This is a genomic window from Sulfurospirillum halorespirans DSM 13726 (assembly GCF_001723605.1).
In the GTDB taxonomy this organism is placed as follows: domain Bacteria; phylum Campylobacterota; class Campylobacteria; order Campylobacterales; family Sulfurospirillaceae; genus Sulfurospirillum; species Sulfurospirillum halorespirans.
This window is the reverse complement of record NZ_CP017111.1, coordinates 1,371,795-1,389,150: the sequence shown is the minus strand read 5'-3', so window position 1 is coordinate 1,389,150 and position 17,356 is coordinate 1,371,795. Positions and strand designations below refer to the sequence as shown.

Here is a 17,356-nt window from a genome sequence, read left to right as displayed (position 1 = left end):
ATAAATCATTTAATAGTAGTTTAAGGCTTCGGCTTTTTGCGAAGTTCGCTGACCTGTTGCCCACCTATACCCCAATTATCCATATCCACTTCGTCGATCGTAACAACCGTTGTGGCTGGATTTTTACCCAAAACGTTCACTAAGAGGTTTGTTACACCCTCAATAAGCTCAGCTTTTTGCTCTTTTGTTGCACCCTCTTTGGTGATTTTGATATTGACATAAGGCATCTTTACTCCTTCATTAAAAGTCGATGGGCACGCGAAAGTGCCATATCGATATTGTCGGTAATGTTTTCTAACCCTATTTTTTTCTCAAAACCAAGACGGCGAATTTTAAGCTTGATGTGCTCATTGACCCCTGAAAGTACAAGAATCGTTCCGTTGCTTTGGCAAAGATCAAAAAACTCCTCTAAGGCATGAAGTCCTGTTGCATCGATCATAGGAACATGACGCATACGCAGTATAAAGACTTTGGGAGGACTGCTCACTTCCCCAAGGACATTTTTAAGCCGATCGGCAACACCAAAAAAGAATGGTCCATCGATCTCATACACTTCCACATCTTTTGGAACAATTTTCTTAGAAATGGCATTCGCATCATCCATTTCCATGGGCTCATCGTCTTCATCTAAAGGCATGCCAATCGTATTTTTCGTATCCACAATGCCTGTCACGTCAATCATACGTTTGATAAACAGCAGACCTGCAAGCATAATGCCTGTTTGAACACCGGTGTTGAGATCAATCAAGACGGTTAAGAAAAACGTCATTAAAAGCACGACCATATCGTTGCGCTCAGACTTAAGGGCAATGGCTTTAAAGTGGTGAAACTCACTCATATTCCATGCCACAACGATCAAGATAGCTGCCAGCGTCGCTAAGGGAATCAGCACAATGAGTTTTGAAAATAAAAACATAAACACAAGCAACATGAGGGCATGAATGACACCCGAAACAGGACTGTAAGCACCCGCTTTAATGTTCGTAGCCGTTCGTGCAATCGCACCAGTGGCGGCGATACCTCCAAAAAGAACGGAAGCGATATTGGCTACACCTTGTGCCATAAGCTCTTTATTCGAGTGGTGACGATCTCCCGTCATACCATCGGCTACAACACAAGAAAGCAAGGATTCGATAGCTCCCAAAAGGGCAATCGTCATCGCATCAGGAAACACAACCCGTACTTTTTCCAATGAAAACGCAGGCATGGAAGGGTATGGCAAAGTTGAAGGAAGTGCTCCAAATTTTGAACCAATCGTTTCCACAGGCAGTTTAAAAAGATAAACCGCAAGGGCGGAGAGAATAATGACAATAATGGGTGCAGGAATATGCGGAAAACGGTGGCGCAATTTAAGCAAAAGGATCATACTCACCACACCAATAGCCATAGCATAATAGTTTACATGTAAAAGCTCTGTCGAGTAAAGTTTCCACTGATCGACAAACTCTGCTGGCATTTTGGCAATAGGAAGCCCAAAAAAATCTTTGATCTGCGAAGAGAAAATAATGAGTGCGATACCGGTTGTAAAACCCACCGTAACAGGATAAGGAATGTACTTGATGATGTTACCAAGCTTAAAAACACCCATCAAAAAGAGCATGATACCTGCCATAAATGTGGCAATGACTAAGCCATCGTATCCATGTTTTAAAATAACCGCATAGAGTACCACAACAAAAGCCCCTGTAGGACCTCCAATCTGATACCTACTCCCACCAAAGAGAGAGATAATAAGTCCAGCGACAACCGCTGTAAAGAGCCCTTTTTCAGGACTAACACCACTGGCTATGGCAAATGCCATTGCTAAAGGTAAGGCGATAATCGCAACCGTAGAGCCTGCTACAATATCAGACGATAGTTTTGTAACAGAGTAGCCCTCCCTCAAAACCGTAAAACTCCTAGGAAGCCAATACTTCACATTCATTGTGAACCTTAAAGAAGAATTTTCTCTTGTCCTAAGCGATAGAGTGCAAAATCATATTTGACAGGATCACTCGGATCAATCTTTTGGAGTGCGCGACTCAACTCTAAGACAGCCTTAAAATCATACGATTTTCGCTGAATCAAGCCCAATTTTTTCCCCAATGCAAAGGTGTGTGTATCCAGTGGAACGAGCAAATCTTTGGTATCAACACCGCTCCAAAGTCCAAGATCGAGATGATCTTTACGCACCATCCATCTAAGATACATATGCCATCGTTTATAAGGCGATACTGGGGTTATGGGAGGTATTGTACCCAATAAAAACTGATAGCCGCGTGAGCGATAAGGATTAATATCGTACAACAACGCAATCAATGCGCGTAAACCATCCATCACATTTGATTTTTTTTGATACGCAGGGAGAAAAACTGACTCGAATGAGCCAACGTCGTGTTTAACACGTCCAAGCGTTGTAAAAAGCGCTTGAATGTCTTTGGCATTTTGAAAACGGTAATAGTGATGCGCTAATGCCTGCTCAATCATGCTTTCATCCGCATCCAAGAGTGAAAAATCCAAGCTCTCTAAAAATTGAATGATAGCAGGAACATTACCATAGGCAAACAGAGCACAAATAAGGGCGATAAATTCATCGTTATGCCGTGAAGCAATCAGTAAAGGATCAGGACGATTTAAACTGATCTCTTCTGCATGGTTACGTTTAGTTGCCTCTTCATTTAAAAGTTTTGCAATAGCTTCAAAGGTCATTTAAGACATCTTTTTCGTTACTTTTAGATTGAAGATAATCAGAGAGATTAATCAAGGAAAAGGTGACGAGAAAGATAAGAAAACCTGGGAAAAAGCTCAGCCACCATGCAATATCGATCACTTCCTTGCCTTCACTGATAATCACACCCCAACTCATCTGCGGAGGCGTAATCCCAATACCTAAAAAGCTCAGCCCACTTTCTGCTAAAATCGCCCCACTCACCCCAAATGTAAAGCTGATAAAAAAGATAGGAGCAAGCAAGGGAGCAAAGTATTTAAAGATAATTTTGAAAGTATTGACATTGGAGAGTTTAAGAATTTTAATAAAGGGAGCGTTAGAGATAGCGAAGCTCTCACTTCGTATCATTCTCGCCATTCCCATCCAACCAGTGATGGAGATAATAAAAACGAGCACCCACACCGAAGCATTCATATAACTAATCAACGCTAAAAGAAGAAAAAAGGTAGGAAAGGTTAAGAAAAGATCGATCACAACGATAATGAGTTTATCAACACTTTTTTGAAAAAACCCTGCGCTAATACCAATCATAAGCCCTACAATACTCGAAATCAGTGCACTTAAAATGCCGATCAGCAAAGAGACTTGACCACCCACCATCAAACGAGCCAAAAGATCACGCCCTAGCCTATCGGTACCTAAAAGATGCTCAAAACTGGGAGGTAATAAAATAGCAGTGGGGCTTAGTTCATACGCAGAACCTGCATAAAAAGAGGGGAAGGTAAAGCAAAAGAAAAAGATGAGCACCAAAAGAGTGGTGCTCAAAAACGGAAATCGTTTCACTAGGATTTTATGCCTAAAAGGGTCTCTAACATCTCATCAATCGTTGTAATAATTTTAGAAGCCGCGGTATAAGAAGCTTGATACATGATCAAATTTGTTAGTTCCTCATCTTCATTCACACCACTAATCGATTGGTATTCCGTATAGACGGTGTTATACAATGTTTCATTGGTTGAAAGACTAGCTGAAGCAGCTGAAGCATCGGTAGCAATATTGGTCGTTAAAGCACTGTAATAGCCTTCAAGTGTTTCACTGGAGACAGTTCCATTGGAATTATAAAAACTCAATGTATCGTATTGCAACTGCACCATAGCATTCGCAACCGTATTATCACCCGAGATGGGTGCAGCAAAGCCTTGCATAGAAGAAGGATCTTTTTGATATTCAGTCGCTACACTAATATCGGACGCATCACTTCCTGTGAGGAACTGACTGACACCAATGGCGCCAGGAAAATTGGTACCACTATCTTCAATAGCAATTGTATACGTACTGTTCGTACTTGTTGGAGAAAGTGAGAAAGTACCATCTTCCATAAAAATAGCCGTAAAATAGTCATCCACATCATTTAATGAATTATTATCTGCATTATCATCAGATTCTGCATTAATTTGAGAAACAATACTCTCTGAAAAAGTATCATCTGTCATTGTCGTAGTGTTGCTAATTGAAATTGTTTTACGGGCAATCTCTTCACCGTCACTACCGTAAACTATAACGTCAAAGGTACCTGATTCAATGTTGTCATATGCGTTTTTTAATGAAGTATCACCCTCAATATCTAAAACAGGAGATTGCATACTCGATTGTGCACTTTGTGCATAAATATTGTTTGTTGCGGTAATGAGTGTTTGTGAAAACGTATCTAATTCATCGATATAATCTTGAATTGAGCCATCGGTTGGGTACCCGCTCTCACCATCAAGAACTCGACCACGAAGATCAAGCATCGCCCCCACTTCTCCACCAGAAATTTTTTCCGTTAAATCATAATCCGTACCATCCTGCGTTTCATAGGAAATAGAATAATAACCGCTCTCATTTGAAGTATTGCTAATGGTTAAGGGATGGTATGTCGTACCATCAATAATTGTAAATCCTGAAACAGTAAGGCTATACTCTGTCCCCTCAGAAGTACTTAAATCTGATGATACGGAAGAAGTGTAACTACTTATATCACCTTTGGAAACAGAGATATCCACTAAATTTGCCAAAGTAAGTTCAAGCTCATCACGCGCATCTCTTAAGTCATTGGCATAATTGCCTTCTTCTGATTCTACGGCACTAATTTGTTTATTGATATCTGCAATTTGTTCTGCTAAACTGTTAATCTCTTCCACCGCTGTTTTCAGCTGATCATTCACTGAGTCTTGAAGATCACGTAACGTTTCTCTCGTGGATTGAATCTCACTTGCCATGGTTGAAGCTGATTGAACCAAAGCAATTTTTTGTGAGCCTTCCGTTGCATTAGAAGCCAAATCATTCCAAGCAGAGAAATACTCTTCAAGATCCGTTGCAATACCAGATTCATCCAAGTCTGGAAAATACTGAGCTACTTCTTCCAATACTTGTGTTTTATACGAATCATAAGCAACATCAGTTGCTGCATTTCTCAGTTCCATATAAGTATATTCATCATGCACACGTGTAACAGAAGTAACCGTAACACCAGTACCAACACTGACACCACCTGAACTGACAGCAGTGCTTGCTGACAGATTAACACGTTGTCTACTGTAGGATGTGTTATCCACATTTGCAATATTTTGACTGGTAATGGAAACAGCAACTTGAGCGGCATTTAGGGCAGATGTTCCTGTGTTGAGTGTGCTAAAAAGTCCCATCATTATGCCTTAATTTGTAATAAAGAAGCAGGTTTATGATTGGCTGTTTTATAACCATCCATCTCCCTTGGAAAGATACTATCAAGTAACACGTTGTAAAATTGACTAATGGTAACCACATATTTTGCATACTGTTTATTACAGACTCTAAGTTCTGTGAGCTTTATTTTTATTTGAGCTAGAAGCTCTTTTTGAGTAGCGTTTAATAACTCTTCCAGTGATTTTTTGCCGCTCTCTTTAAGCATTTTGGAAAGTTCATTGTCCAAAAGAGACTTTTTAGTCTCAAAAGAGTGAATAAGATCTTCTTTAATTTTCGATCGTTCAGCAACATCTCCGTGCTGTGCAGCTTTGATAGCAACAATATCTTTTTCAGTCTGCTCTATAAGGCTATCAATATCTTTAATCGCGTTTTGCAAATAGTGTGTTAACATCGTTTGATCCTTTTACATGTAAGGATTTAGAGCAACTCTTCCGCGACTGCTTGAGCCGTTTTTGCTAGATCGAATTTATACGTTCCATTTTCGATGCCAGCTTTAAGCGCGGAGACTTTGTCTACCCCTTCACTTTTTTCTGTTTTTGAGACACCTTTTGAGGCATCCTCTTTAAGACTGTTTTGTTGTACGTACGCCACATTGGACGATTGAACCGTTGAAATCATTTTAGAACCTTTACAGTTAAATTTAGTATCGCTTGCAACTATATCGTCTAAAATGATAAAACTTTAACGTTCCTCTTTTAAATAGCTAAATAACATTTCACTCAAACCCAAATTACCACTCAAAGCATTACTCATCGTATCGTTATACATCGATTTATAAATTTTATCACCCGCATCTTTCTCATAAAGCCCACCCTCTTCGTCACTACTAAGCGCAATATCAAGAATCTGTTTTAAGAAAAATGCTTCAAATTTATCGGTTTGCTCTTTCAGCAACGCATCATTTTGCTCCGTATTATCTACGGATGTTGGCGTTGGATTATAATTCGCATTTAAAAGAGCTACACTGCTATCAGTTTGCATTAGATGATCTCCAACGGAGCGGTAATGGCGCCTGCGCGCTTGATATTTTCTAAAATAGAGATAATATCTTTAGGCCTAGCTCCTAATTTATTGAGTGCACGTGCAATGTTCGCAACCGTCATACTCTCTTGTTTGATTTTAATGCGATTTTCCGATCCAGCGATCTTAACATTACCGCCAATATCCACATTTCGCTCATCTGCTAACACATCTTCGGCTTCAATTTTGATCGTAATGTCTCCATGGGTGACCACAACAGGATCAACCCTGACATTGACACCTGAAACAATCGTCCCCGTACGCTCATCGATAACAATTTTTTCTTCTTTTTCGTACCTGACATCGACATCTAGTGTTTTTGCTAAAAACTCAACGGTCGAATGACCATCAGGTTTCATCAAACGAATGGTTCGTGAATCGGTTGCAACGGCAATTTTTCGACCAAATTTGGCGTTAAGTTCATTTTGCACGGAAACGGCTGTATTAAAATTGGCTTCTTTTAAAGAGAGATCCACAAATTCTTGGTCATGGAGGTTATTTTCAATTTCGCGCTCGACCAAAGCGCCACTAAAGATGTTCGCTGAAGCGGGGTGATTGAGTTGCCCTTTTTCTTTACCGTTCATACCACCAATGGTAAGTGAACCTTGTGCTAAAGAGTAGATTTTTCCATCCACACCTTTGAGCGGTGTTAAAAGCAGATTTCCACCTTGTAAGGACTTTGCATCGCCAATGGAAGAGACAGAGACATCGACTTTGTCACCCTGCCTTGCAAAGGCTGGAAGTTTTGCAGTCACCACAACCGCGGCAATATTTTTAGATTTAATATCCGCAGGGTCAATTTTAACGTTGACGGTTTGCAAAAGATTTGAGAGTGATCGTAGCGTAAATTCAGACGATGAGCCATCTCCTGTGCCGTTAAGTCCAACGACAAGACCATACCCGATGAGTTGGTTTTCCCTCACACCAATGACATTGGCAATATCGCCAAGTCTTTGAGCATACAGTGTGCTGAGTGCTGAAATCAGTACGAAAGAGAGTTTAACAATCTTCATCAATTCCCTTTAAATTTAGCGTTCTTGCCAATTTAAAGCAATTAATGTTCCATGTTCTTACATGTAAAAGGAGAGCGAACTGTTTCCGAATTTTTTACGCTTGGTTAACGTATACGAACCAATGGCTTCTGGAAGGACAAGGGTGCTCATATGTTCAATCACGATCCAATGTGCCATTTCACGGGGAATTGAGGCGATTAAACCCATCACGTTTTCGTACACATCTTCCATCCCCTCACGAATGGAAAAAGGTGGATCGAAATAGAAATACGCTTTACATGTAAGCTTTCCTAGCAGTGTAGGAAAAAGAATAAAACTGTCACCCTCAAGAGGCGTTGTGTGTTCTTCATCGATTGCTTTACAGTTACTTTTCAGTGTTTGAAACGCTGCTTTGTCTTTTTCAATGAAATAGGCGTGTTTAGCGCCACGACTGAGTGCCTCAAGCCCCATCGAACCACTGCCACCAAACACTTCAACAAAAAGCTCATCGACGATGTCGTATTGAAGGCTGTCAAACAGAGAACCTTTTAAAATGGCTTTGGTGCTTCGCGTGCTCTCCAAAGAGGGAAGAAGAATCTTTTTTCCTTTGTATTTGCCTGCACTAATGGTTGAAGAAAGGGGCTTAATTGCCATAATAGCCTCGGATCGTCTGAATCAGTTCTGCTCTAAATTTTTCAGTCAATGCGGTAATCTTTTCTTCAAGAAGGTGGGTGCTTTTAGAAGCGACCACCCCTTCATCTTCCACTATGCCTTGGAGTAAACGAAGGTGTTGAAAAAATTTATCTAATTCTAAAAGAAGTGAAGATTTGGAAAAGGGAATTATCAAATTACCCTCATGGGAAGAGATGTAAAAAACAGGTTTATCGAGTTCAATTTTTTTATCGCTAATCACAAAGTCGCACTGTTTATAAGCCACAACACTCTCGCCTAAAAAACTCTTTAGTGCACGACTTAACAGCAATGATTGACATACTAGCGCTATTTTCATCTTAGTCCTCTTCTTGTAATCCTGAAATAGTAACACACTCAATCTTAATTCACTGGGTCAATTAAACAAAAAAAAAGATGTGTCGATCTTGTTTACAGAATCAAAAAGAGAATGTTAAGGAGGGCAATTATGGACATATTTAGCGCAACCAGCAAGCACGTTGAAACTGCAACCACTCCTACGGTAGCAAGCGAGACACCAACAAGACAAGTAGAAGAGATTCAAGTAGCAGAAAAAGTAACCGAAGAAAGTCAAAATCAAAGTCAAAGTGAAACAGCGCAAGTTCTAAGCCAAACCGTAAAGGAACTTAATGAACAAATGTATCTTTTAGATACCAATATCTCTTTTGGCTTCAACGATGAAATCAATAAAATGTACGTTACTGTAATCGAAAATAGCACAGGCGAGATGATTCGCAAGATTCCAACAGAAGAAGCCATGGCTCTCTCTGCTAAAATGAAAGAGATTGTTGGAATGATATTTGACAAAAAAGGATAACCCATGTCAACCTCTACGTTAAGTTCACTCGGACTTGGAAGTGATAGTGTTTTAACTTATGATCTTATCGATAGCTTACGTGCAGTTGATGAAGAGGCACAATTAGACCCGATTGATGAAGATTTGGCAACCAATTCAACACAGCAAACCGATTTAGAAACGTTAACAACACTTGCATCAGCCCTTCAGACATCAGCAAGCGCTTTAGCAGATGATACCTATTATTTACAACGAACCACAACGGTTTCAGATGAGGCAATAACTGTTACCGCCGATGGTGGTACCAACGTTCAAGATTTTACATTACATGTAGAGCAACTTGCACAACAAGATATTTATCAAAGTACTGGCTTTAGCTCTGAAACGAGTGCCGTTACCACAGCATCTGACACTTTAACGATCGAGATCAATGGAACATCCTACTCTTTTGCAGTATCTTCTTCTACAACAATAACAGATCTTGCTGATATGATCAATGATAAACTCGATGGTAATGTAACCGCTTCTATTTTAAACACCGGTGGAGATACACCCTATAAACTTATTCTCAAATCAGATGACACAGGTGCAGATTATGCTATTACCCTTTCATCTACTAATTATGAGAGCGATCCCACTTCAACTAATATTCTTAGCAGCCTAGGATGGGATGACACAGATAGCCACATTCAAACAGCGCAAGATGCAAGTTTTACCTACAATGGTGTTAGCATTACTCGCTCATCCAATACGGTTGATGACTTAATAGTAGGTGTCACTATTACCTTAAATGAAGTCCAGGATACGGGTGATACAACATCCGTTTCTATTGAGCAAGATTGGACAGATATTAAAACACAAATTGAATCTTTTGTCTCTGCCTTCAATAGCCTTGTTTCCAATCTAGATTCAGCAACCAGTTACGATGCTGAAGAAGAAACCGCAGGTGTCTTTCAAGGTGTTAGCCAACTGACTGGATTTCTTTCAAGCATCAAACAACAGGTACAATCTCTTGATGAAAATGGACGTAGTCTTCTCGATTATGGTCTTACCTTTGAAGATGGAACGCTTAGTTTTGATGAAGATACTTTCGATGAGAAAGTTGAAGACGATCCTGATGATGTTCAAGACTTTTTTATGGGTTCCACCACGCATGAAACAACAACCTATACAGGAACTTCTATTGCTTCAGGAGCGTTATCGATTACATACAAAGGTCTTTATATTAATGATACGAGCATTCGTTTTACTACCGATGCAGGATCCACCGCTGAAGAGAATGCTGTTGCTCTACAAAAAGCTATTAATGAAGCGGGAGTTGAAGGGGTTACAGCAACCGTTGGAAGTGATGGAAATATCATTTTGAAAAGTACGACAGGTAGTGATATTGAAATTACTGGTGACGCAACTGTGTTATCAACATTAGGGCTTAAGCAGACAATGATTTACGGACATAGTACCACTCGTGATGGAATGTTTACAGAATTTGAAGATCTTTTGGAAACATATACGGATGATTCGGAAGGTATCCTTACCGTTTATTCTGAATATCTGGATACCAGATTGGAATCATTGACAGAGCAAAGAGAAAAATTGGTTGAAAGTTTGGATACAAAATACGAGATTATGGCAACAAAGTTTGCTGCATACGATAGCATGATTAGCGAAATGACTACATCATTTGATACGCTTTCAATGATGATTGATGAAAGTAGTAGTGATTAATTTTAAAGGATTTTTGCATGTATACTAATTTAGCCTATTCAACTTATTCACAAAATAATATTTCTATTGAGTCGCCTGAAAAGTTGATTAAGATGCTTTATGAGGGAGTTTTACGTTTTTCATCTCAAGCTAAAAAAGCGATTGAAGATAAAGATATTGAAAAAAGAACCTACTGGATCAATCGAACTTCAGCTATTTTTGCAGAGCTGATTCATTCACTTAATTACGATGGAGGACCAGTTGCATTCTATCTTCGTGGTCTATATACGTATCAGCTTCAGCTACTCTCTGATGCTAATTTAAAAAATGACACAGCTAAACTTGATGAAGTCATTAACGTTGCACGCGGTCTTTTAGAAGCGTGGAAAGAGGAGACAGAACATGTCATGGTGTAATGCTTTTACCATTGCCATCATTGAAAAAAATCCTAAAAAAATGGGTAAATTAATCAAAGAGATACCAACAATAACCGATGTTAATGAAGCGAAGCAGGCACAAGCACTCATACAAGAAGCACTCAAAATTATAAAAGAAGAACAGGCAAAAACGCGTGATTCTATGGAAAAAAATAAAAAAACACGTGCTTTTTTAATGTCCGCAAATTTAGGATCCTCCCCTAAACGAGAGTACAGAGGGTAAAGCTACCCTCCTCTTTTCAATCCTCAAAACACTTTTTCAGTAGCGTTGAACTCTCTGGCTTTGTGAGTAATGAGACAACCACCGCGGTTAAAGCGGAGAGTGGCAATGCCACAATCATCGCATCAACAAAAATGATCTTTCCACTTAAAAGTGAATTCACGCCGAAAAGCATTTTACACAGACCCAACTCTTTTGCCTCTTGAAAGTGAACAAACAAAAGCCAAAAAGTGGTAATGACCGTACCCACGACCATTGACGCAATCGCACCTTTTTTCGTCATTCGTTTCCAAAAAAGTCCACCAAAATAGGTCGGTAAAAAGATGCTCGCACAGAGTGCAAAAAAGATAGCCGTACTACGTGCAATAATCGCTGGCTGTTTATCAAATACATAGGCTAAAGAGACTGAAATGACAATCATCACGACAATACCCACACGTGTAATCAGCAGTGAATTTTGAGTGTGTTTTCCTGCAATTTGCTCAAAAACATCGCGACCTATCGCTGTTCCCATTGCATGAAATTGACTTGAGAGTGTGCTCATGGCAGCCGAAATTAAAGCAAATAGAAAAATAAATGCAAACCATTTGGGCATTGCCGCATTAATGAAATGAGGAATGACTTTGCCAATGCCACCAGCACTTTGAAGTGCATTTTTACCTTCATTAAACTCATAATACCAAACGTTGGTAAGTGCCCCTACAATGAAGATGATGCCCGTCATTGCAATGATAAAAACACCCCCAATTAAAACGGCGCGATTGAGCTCATTTTTACTTTTAACGGTCATAAAACGAACAACCAACTGTGGTTGTGCCAAAACACCCACCCCCACACCCATCGTAATCGTTGTAATAACAAAAAGCCATCCTTCAGAGAGGAAAAGTGGCATCTTATTCCAACCTTGAAAACCCCAATTCATAGAGAGCTTCATCATAAAATCGGGACTTCCAGCTTTGAGCTCTTTAATGTTGACACTCCCAAGCGATGCTACCGTTTCATTCCACACGGTTTCCAATTTTGTAAAACCTGCATCAACACCACCTACAGCATCAAAAACCATGAATAAAAGTATGAGCATTGCTACAAACATAATGACACCTTGAAGTGCATCGGTCAGCATAACGCCTTTAAGACCACCTGCTAAAACATAACCTGTCACAATGACGGACATAACTAAAAGGGCTAGATGATAGTCTACTTTAAAGTAAGCAACCAAGAACTCTGTTCCACCAATTAAAACAGCCGAAGTGTACAAAGGCATAAAGATGGTAATCAAAACACCACCAAACATCTGAATAAACTTAGAGTTAAAACGTCGTCCCAAGAGTTCAGGAAAGGTGTGTGCATTAAGCCGAATACCCATTTTGCGGGTTGGATTTCCTAAAAAGACAAAGGCGACAAAGACACCTATAAAGATGTTACAAAACGTAAGCCATAACAGTGAATTTCCAAGCCACGCTGCCACGCCTCCAAACCCAACAATCGCCGCTGTGGAGATAAAGGTAGCTCCATAACTCAGCGCCATCACAAACGGATGTGTGTTGCCTCCTGCGATTAAGTAATCTGCCGAGCTTTTTGTCTGTTTATAGCCTACAAAACCGAGATAGCCCAATACCGCGAGGTAAATAATAATGATGATATTTTCAAGCATATTCATCATAAATCCTTATTGATTCGCGCTTCATCTTTTTCCCAAGATTTCGTGTTTAAGACCTTCTCTTCTTTGTCTTTGTTCCAGTTGATCACACCATAAACCACGCATAAAAGTGCACTCGCATTCATCAACCAAAATGCCGATCCAACGCCCAAATCAAATGTTCCCATGCCCACATCTCCTTTTAAATGTTCCCCAAAGTAATATAAAACAGTTTAACGGAACGTTAGTTTTATTCTTAATTCGTCCTAAAAAAATCATTTAGTTTCAAATTTGCTCACTTTACATGTAAGGATTTTGTCAAAGCATCTTAGATAAGTAATTTATAATCTTAGTTTCAATACCCTTTAAAATTACAATGCAGAAGCGATGGAGCACAACGATATGAAACAGATTTTGATGGGGAATGAAGCGATTGCCTTGGGGCTGATTCATGCAGGTGTGGATATGCTCTCAGGCTATCCAGGTACACCTTCGAGTGAGATTTTGGGAAATTTTCAAAAATTTCGCGATAAATTTAAATTAGAAGCCTACGCGCAGTGGGCGACCAATGAAAAAGTGGGTTTTGAAGTCGCCTACGCAGGTGCCATTTCAGGCAAACGAACGTGCGCGACTATGAAACAAGTCGGTCTTAATGTGGCAAGCGACCCATTGATGAGCGCTTCGTACATCGGGCTAAAAGGTGCGATGCTGCTTATCTCCTGTGATGATCCGGGCTTTTACTCTTCGCAAACCGAGCAAGATAGCCGCAGTTTCGCCAAGTTCGCACGCATTCCCGTGCTTGATCCTTCAACGCCGCAAGAAGCATATGACATGGTCAAACTGGGCATTGAATTCTCCCATCAATTTGAAACCATTGTCATGCTTCGCCCTGTTATGCGCGTCAGCCATGCCAGAGAAATTTGCGAGGTCGATGATACTTTACATGTAAAGGCAAACCAAGGTAATTTTGAGCGCAATATTCCTCGTTGGGGCGCTGTGCCTCCTGCTGGAAGATTTCGCCAAGGATTGGAGCAGATCGAGCGTTTGGAAGCCATCAAGCTGTGGAACTGGGAACATCTTATTGAACCCAAAACGCACGCACTTAAAGGTTCACGCGTGCTGTGCCTCACGAGTGGAACGGGAGATGGCTATGTGAAAGAAGCAGTCGAAGAGCTTAACATTCAAGTGGACATTTTAAAACTCGATATGCCCTACCCGCTTCCAAAAGAAAATCTCGAAGCGCTTTTTGAGTCTTATGATAAAGTGATCGTCTTTGAAGAGAGTTTTCCCTGTATCGAAGAGCAGTTAAGCTCTCCAAAACTCTACGGAAAACTGACCAAACACGTGCATCTCATCGATGAATTTTCCAAAGACAAAGTGCTCTCAGCCTTTGCCAAAGCAGGTGTGATTGAACCAAACCATGCGTACCAAAGTGAGAAGTACGATAAAGAACTCCCAAAACGCCCACCCAATATGTGCCCCGGCTGTCCGCACCGCGATGTGCATTATGCCATCACTAAAACCTTTAAAAAGAAAAAGTCCATCTACACGTCAGACATTGGCTGCTACACGCTAGGACTCAATCAAGCAGCAATTGATACCATTTTGTGTATGGGTGCTAGCATCTCCATGGCGAGTGGTTTTAGCATCTCCGATCCTGACAAAACCGTTGTAGCGACCATTGGCGATAGTACGTTTATGCACTCAGGTGTTGCGCCACTCATTAACGCTGTGTATCAAAACCATAAATTCGTTCTCATCATCTTGGACAACTCCACCACCGCGATGACGGGTCGACAAACCACGCCCGAGCGTACTAACCCCAACCAAATTGACATCAAACGCATCATCGAAGGGTGTGGCATCGCGTGTCACGAATACGTCTATGAGCAAGATTTGAACAAAACCGTTGACTTTATGAAATCGCTCCAAGAGGCGTATAAAACTGCCACGGCACCTGTTGTTGCAGTAGTTCGCGAATTTTGTGTGCTCGATAAAGAGAATGCCGTTGGTCGCCTTGGTAATGTGCTTGTTGAAGTCGATGAAGACAAATGCGTCGCCTGTGATTCGTGCATCACCAACTACAAATGCCCACCAATGCACTACAACGATGCAGGCAAGATGGAGATTGATCCGTTCTTATGCGCAGGATGCGGCTCGTGCCTTGATGTGGTCTGTCCGACCGATGCGTTTGTGAAAAAAGAGGAGAACTAGCCATGAAATATCAAATCGTTATCGCAGGTATCGGCGGACAAGGCGCGGTCTTTTTGGTCAAAGTGCTTAGCATCGCCTCAGCGCTTGCTAAACAAAAATGTTTAGGAACGGAAAACCACGGTATGAGCCAACGTGGCGGTTCCGTTTCGTGTTACGTCAAAATCGGCGACTTTTACGCCCCTGCGATTGATGAAGGACAAGCAGACCTTCTTATCGCACTTGAGGGCAATGAAGCGTTGCGCAACATCCAATACCTTCACAAAGACAAAGGTGTCATTGTCATGAATGCGCCGAAAAATTTCCCCAAAGTTGACTTTGAAACCCATAGCATTGACGCATTTAAAAAAGCCAAAGCCAAAGAGTTCCCTATCGACGCTCTTAACGTCTACATGCTCGGTGTTACACTCGCACTCGATGCACATTTCCCTTTTACATGTAAAGAGATCGAAGAGGCGATAACTGCGATGAACGCGAAAGTGGCAGAGAAAAATATCGCCGTGCTTCACCAAGGAATCAACGATGCAAAGGCAAAGAAATGATCTGGTCGAAAGAGGAGACATTTCCACGCCATAAACTGACCGAACTTCAAACCACAAGGCTTCAAGACACCGTTGCGCGCGTCTATGCGCATGTGCCTTTTTACCAAAAAAAGTTTGCAGAACTGGGCATCACGCCTGCTGATATTACCTCCATTGACGACATCGCAAAATTGCCGTTTACCAAAAAACAAGACCTGCGCGACAACTACCCTTTTGGGCTTTTCGCGGTCAAAAAAGATGCGATCGTGCGCATTCACAGCAGTAGCGGAACGACGGGCAAACCCACCGTTGTCGGGTACACCAAAGCCGATCTTGATACATGGAATGAAGTGATGGCACGCGTCTTTACGATGGCAGGCGTCACGAGTGAAGATACATCGCACAATGCCTACGGCTACGGTCTTTTCACAGGCGGTCTGGGGCTTCATTACGGCGCTGAAACCGTCGGTGCAACCGTTGTGCCTAGTTCTGGTGGTTTTACCTCACGTCAGCTGATGCTCATGAAAGACTTTGAAGCAACCGTTTTGACCTCTACACCTTCGTTTGCTCTGCATATGGCAGAAGCGGCAGTAGCTGAAGGCTATGACATCGCTAAAGATTTCAAACTCAAATGCGGTATCTTTGGAGCAGAACCTACAAGTCTTGGGCTGAAAGAAGAAGTAGCCCGTGTTTGGGGCATTCACTACTGCGAGATTTACGGTCTTTCTGAGATCATAGGACCGGGCGTTTCCTCTAACTGTTTTGAGAGCAAAGACCTGCACGTTTTTGAAGATCATTTCTACCCTGAGATCATCGACCCCAAAACCTTGGAAGTGTTGTCTTATGGTGAAAAAGGCGAACTGGTTATCACCAGCCTTACCAAACAAGCGTTTCCAATCATTCGCTACCGAACGGGCGACATCACCTCTTTGGATAGAACCCCATGTAAGTGCGGCAGAACGCATGTGCGCATGAAAAGCGTCATGGGGCGTGTGGATGATATGCTCATCGTGAACGGTGTCAATGTCTTTCCATCGCAAGTGGAACACGTACTCTCCAACATTGAAGGCATTACGCTGAACTACCAAATCATCGCCGATAAAAAAGGTTATCTCGATAAACTGGAAATCATGGTTGAAGTCACCGAAGATATGCCGCTGGATAGCATCGGGCAACTTGAAGCCTTGAAAAAGAAGATCCAACATGAACTGCTCAACAACCTCTACATCAACGCCGAGATCAAACTCGTTGAGCCTCGAACCATAGAACGCAGTGTCGGCAAAGCCGTTCGCGTCATCGACAAAAGGAGTCTGTAATGAAATGCAACATCAAACAATTAACGATTTTTCTAGAAAATAAGGCAGGCGAGCTCTCGGTACTGACCAACGTGCTTTCCAAAAATGGCATCTCGATCAAGTCGATTTTGCTCGCGGATTCAACCGATTTTGGTTTGGTTCGCACCATCGTAGACAATCCTGAAAAAGCCAAAGCCGTACTTGAAGATGAGGGTTTTAGTGTGCGTTTCACCGACGTGTTTGGTGTGAAGATCGAAGATGTCGTGGGCAGTTTTGACAAAGCCGTCAGCGCGCTTTCACGTGCAGGCATTAACATTCTCTACACCTACAGTTTTTACGAAGCCAGCACGGGTATTTTCATTTTCAGTGTCGATAAAGAGCGATTTGACGACGCGATTGCCGCACTTCAAGCTCAAAATATTGAGATTGTTCAAGCCAAACATTTTTACATGTAAAG

The 17,356-nt window shown here is 41.4% G+C and carries 21 protein-coding genes; 8 read left to right on the top strand and 13 right to left on the bottom strand.

The window, feature by feature from the left end:
- Positions 1-20 precede the first annotated feature (20 nt).
- The 11 genes from SHALO_RS06915 to SHALO_RS06865 form a co-directional block, all read right to left on the bottom strand.
- Positions 21-227 (bottom strand): 2-hydroxymuconate tautomerase family protein, encoded by a 207-nt coding sequence (locus tag SHALO_RS06915; RefSeq protein ID WP_069477949.1) that lies wholly within the window; start codon positions 225-227, stop codon positions 21-23.
- A gap of 2 nt (positions 228-229) precedes the next feature.
- Complete coding sequence (locus SHALO_RS06910) at positions 230-1,924, bottom strand: SulP family inorganic anion transporter (RefSeq protein ID WP_084010796.1); 1,695 nt, start codon at positions 1,922-1,924, stop codon at positions 230-232.
- A gap of 8 nt (positions 1,925-1,932) precedes the next feature.
- Positions 1,933-2,688 (bottom strand): TIGR02757 family protein, encoded by a 756-nt coding sequence (locus tag SHALO_RS06905; protein WP_069477948.1) that lies wholly within the window; start codon positions 2,686-2,688, stop codon positions 1,933-1,935.
- Positions 2,678-3,490 (bottom strand): ABC transporter permease, encoded by an 813-nt coding sequence (locus SHALO_RS06900; RefSeq protein ID WP_084010794.1) that lies wholly within the window; start codon positions 3,488-3,490, stop codon positions 2,678-2,680. Before SHALO_RS06900 ends, SHALO_RS06905 begins: the two co-directional genes overlap by 11 nt.
- Complete coding sequence (gene flgK, locus SHALO_RS06895; RefSeq protein WP_238585309.1) at positions 3,490-5,337, bottom strand: flagellar hook-associated protein FlgK; 1,848 nt, start codon at positions 5,335-5,337, stop codon at positions 3,490-3,492. Before flgK ends, SHALO_RS06900 begins: the two co-directional genes overlap by 1 nt.
- A complete protein-coding gene (locus SHALO_RS06890) occupies positions 5,337-5,765 on the bottom strand; it encodes a hypothetical protein (RefSeq protein WP_069477945.1) in 429 nt (142 codons plus the stop codon). The genes flgK and SHALO_RS06890 overlap by 1 nt, the downstream gene beginning before the upstream one ends.
- A 26-nt stretch (positions 5,766-5,791) precedes the next feature.
- On the bottom strand, positions 5,792-5,992 hold the full coding sequence (locus SHALO_RS06885; RefSeq protein ID WP_025344525.1) for a flagellar biosynthesis anti-sigma factor FlgM: 201 nt from the start codon (positions 5,990-5,992) through the stop codon (positions 5,792-5,794).
- A gap of 63 nt (positions 5,993-6,055) precedes the next feature.
- The gene (locus tag SHALO_RS06880; protein ID WP_069477944.1) at positions 6,056-6,355 is read right to left on the bottom strand and encodes a rod-binding protein; all 300 of its coding nucleotides are present in this window, start codon (positions 6,353-6,355) and stop codon (positions 6,056-6,058) included.
- Entirely contained in the window at positions 6,355-7,407 is a 1,053-nt protein-coding gene (locus SHALO_RS06875; protein WP_084010792.1) for a flagellar basal body P-ring protein FlgI, read from the bottom strand. Before SHALO_RS06875 ends, SHALO_RS06880 begins: the two co-directional genes overlap by 1 nt.
- 57 nt (positions 7,408-7,464) lie before the next feature.
- Complete coding sequence (rsmD, locus tag SHALO_RS06870) at positions 7,465-8,040, bottom strand: 16S rRNA (guanine(966)-N(2))-methyltransferase RsmD (protein WP_069477942.1); 576 nt, start codon at positions 8,038-8,040, stop codon at positions 7,465-7,467.
- On the bottom strand, positions 8,030-8,395 hold the full coding sequence (locus SHALO_RS06865) for a hypothetical protein (protein WP_069477941.1): 366 nt from the start codon (positions 8,393-8,395) through the stop codon (positions 8,030-8,032). Before SHALO_RS06865 ends, rsmD begins: the two co-directional genes overlap by 11 nt.
- A gap of 129 nt (positions 8,396-8,524) precedes the next feature.
- Here SHALO_RS06865 and SHALO_RS06860 point away from each other — a divergent pair, with 129 nt between their 5' ends.
- Genes SHALO_RS06860 through SHALO_RS06845 form a run of 4 tightly spaced genes read left to right on the top strand, consistent with a single transcriptional unit; the run spans position 8,525 to position 11,236 of the window.
- Complete coding sequence (locus tag SHALO_RS06860; protein ID WP_069477940.1) at positions 8,525-8,893, top strand: flagellar protein FlaG; 369 nt, start codon at positions 8,525-8,527, stop codon at positions 8,891-8,893.
- A 3-nt stretch (positions 8,894-8,896) separates the two neighbouring features.
- Positions 8,897-10,597, top strand: a complete 1,701-nt coding sequence (gene fliD / locus SHALO_RS06855) for a flagellar filament capping protein FliD (protein ID WP_069477939.1) — start codon at positions 8,897-8,899, stop codon at positions 10,595-10,597.
- A gap of 17 nt (positions 10,598-10,614) precedes the next feature.
- The gene (fliS, locus tag SHALO_RS06850) at positions 10,615-10,992 is read left to right on the top strand and encodes a flagellar export chaperone FliS (protein WP_069477938.1); all 378 of its coding nucleotides are present in this window, start codon (positions 10,615-10,617) and stop codon (positions 10,990-10,992) included.
- Positions 10,979-11,236 carry a hypothetical protein gene (locus SHALO_RS06845; RefSeq protein WP_069477937.1) on the top strand — a complete coding sequence of 86 codons (258 nt, stop codon included), beginning with the start codon at positions 10,979-10,981 and terminating at the stop codon, positions 11,234-11,236. The genes fliS and SHALO_RS06845 overlap by 14 nt, the downstream gene beginning before the upstream one ends.
- Before the next feature lie 16 nt (positions 11,237-11,252).
- On the opposite strand, the gene SHALO_RS06840 is transcribed toward SHALO_RS06845, so the two are convergent.
- A complete protein-coding gene (locus SHALO_RS06840) occupies positions 11,253-12,896 on the bottom strand; it encodes a sodium:solute symporter family protein (RefSeq protein WP_238585308.1) in 1,644 nt (547 codons plus the stop codon).
- The gene (locus tag SHALO_RS15370) at positions 12,893-13,060 is read right to left on the bottom strand and encodes a symporter small accessory protein (protein WP_168156747.1); all 168 of its coding nucleotides are present in this window, start codon (positions 13,058-13,060) and stop codon (positions 12,893-12,895) included. Before SHALO_RS15370 ends, SHALO_RS06840 begins: the two co-directional genes overlap by 4 nt.
- A gap of 214 nt (positions 13,061-13,274) precedes the next feature.
- Between SHALO_RS15370 and SHALO_RS06835 the strand changes: the two genes are divergently transcribed.
- Genes SHALO_RS06835 through SHALO_RS06820 form a run of 4 tightly spaced genes read left to right on the top strand, consistent with a single transcriptional unit; the run spans position 13,275 to position 17,354 of the window.
- Positions 13,275-15,086: a thiamine pyrophosphate-dependent enzyme gene (locus SHALO_RS06835; RefSeq protein ID WP_069477935.1), complete on the top strand. Its 1,812-nt coding sequence runs from the start codon at positions 13,275-13,277 to the stop codon at positions 15,084-15,086.
- 2 nt (positions 15,087-15,088) lie between these two features.
- Positions 15,089-15,625, top strand: a complete 537-nt coding sequence (locus SHALO_RS06830; protein WP_069477934.1) for a 2-oxoacid:acceptor oxidoreductase family protein — start codon at positions 15,089-15,091, stop codon at positions 15,623-15,625.
- Positions 15,622-16,920, top strand: coding sequence for a phenylacetate--CoA ligase family protein (locus SHALO_RS06825; protein ID WP_145923241.1), 1,299 nt, complete (start codon positions 15,622-15,624; stop codon positions 16,918-16,920). The genes SHALO_RS06830 and SHALO_RS06825 overlap by 4 nt, the downstream gene beginning before the upstream one ends.
- Positions 16,920-17,354: a hypothetical protein gene (locus SHALO_RS06820; RefSeq protein WP_025344512.1), complete on the top strand. Its 435-nt coding sequence runs from the start codon at positions 16,920-16,922 to the stop codon at positions 17,352-17,354. The genes SHALO_RS06825 and SHALO_RS06820 overlap by 1 nt, the downstream gene beginning before the upstream one ends.
- Positions 17,355-17,356 lie beyond the last annotated feature (2 nt).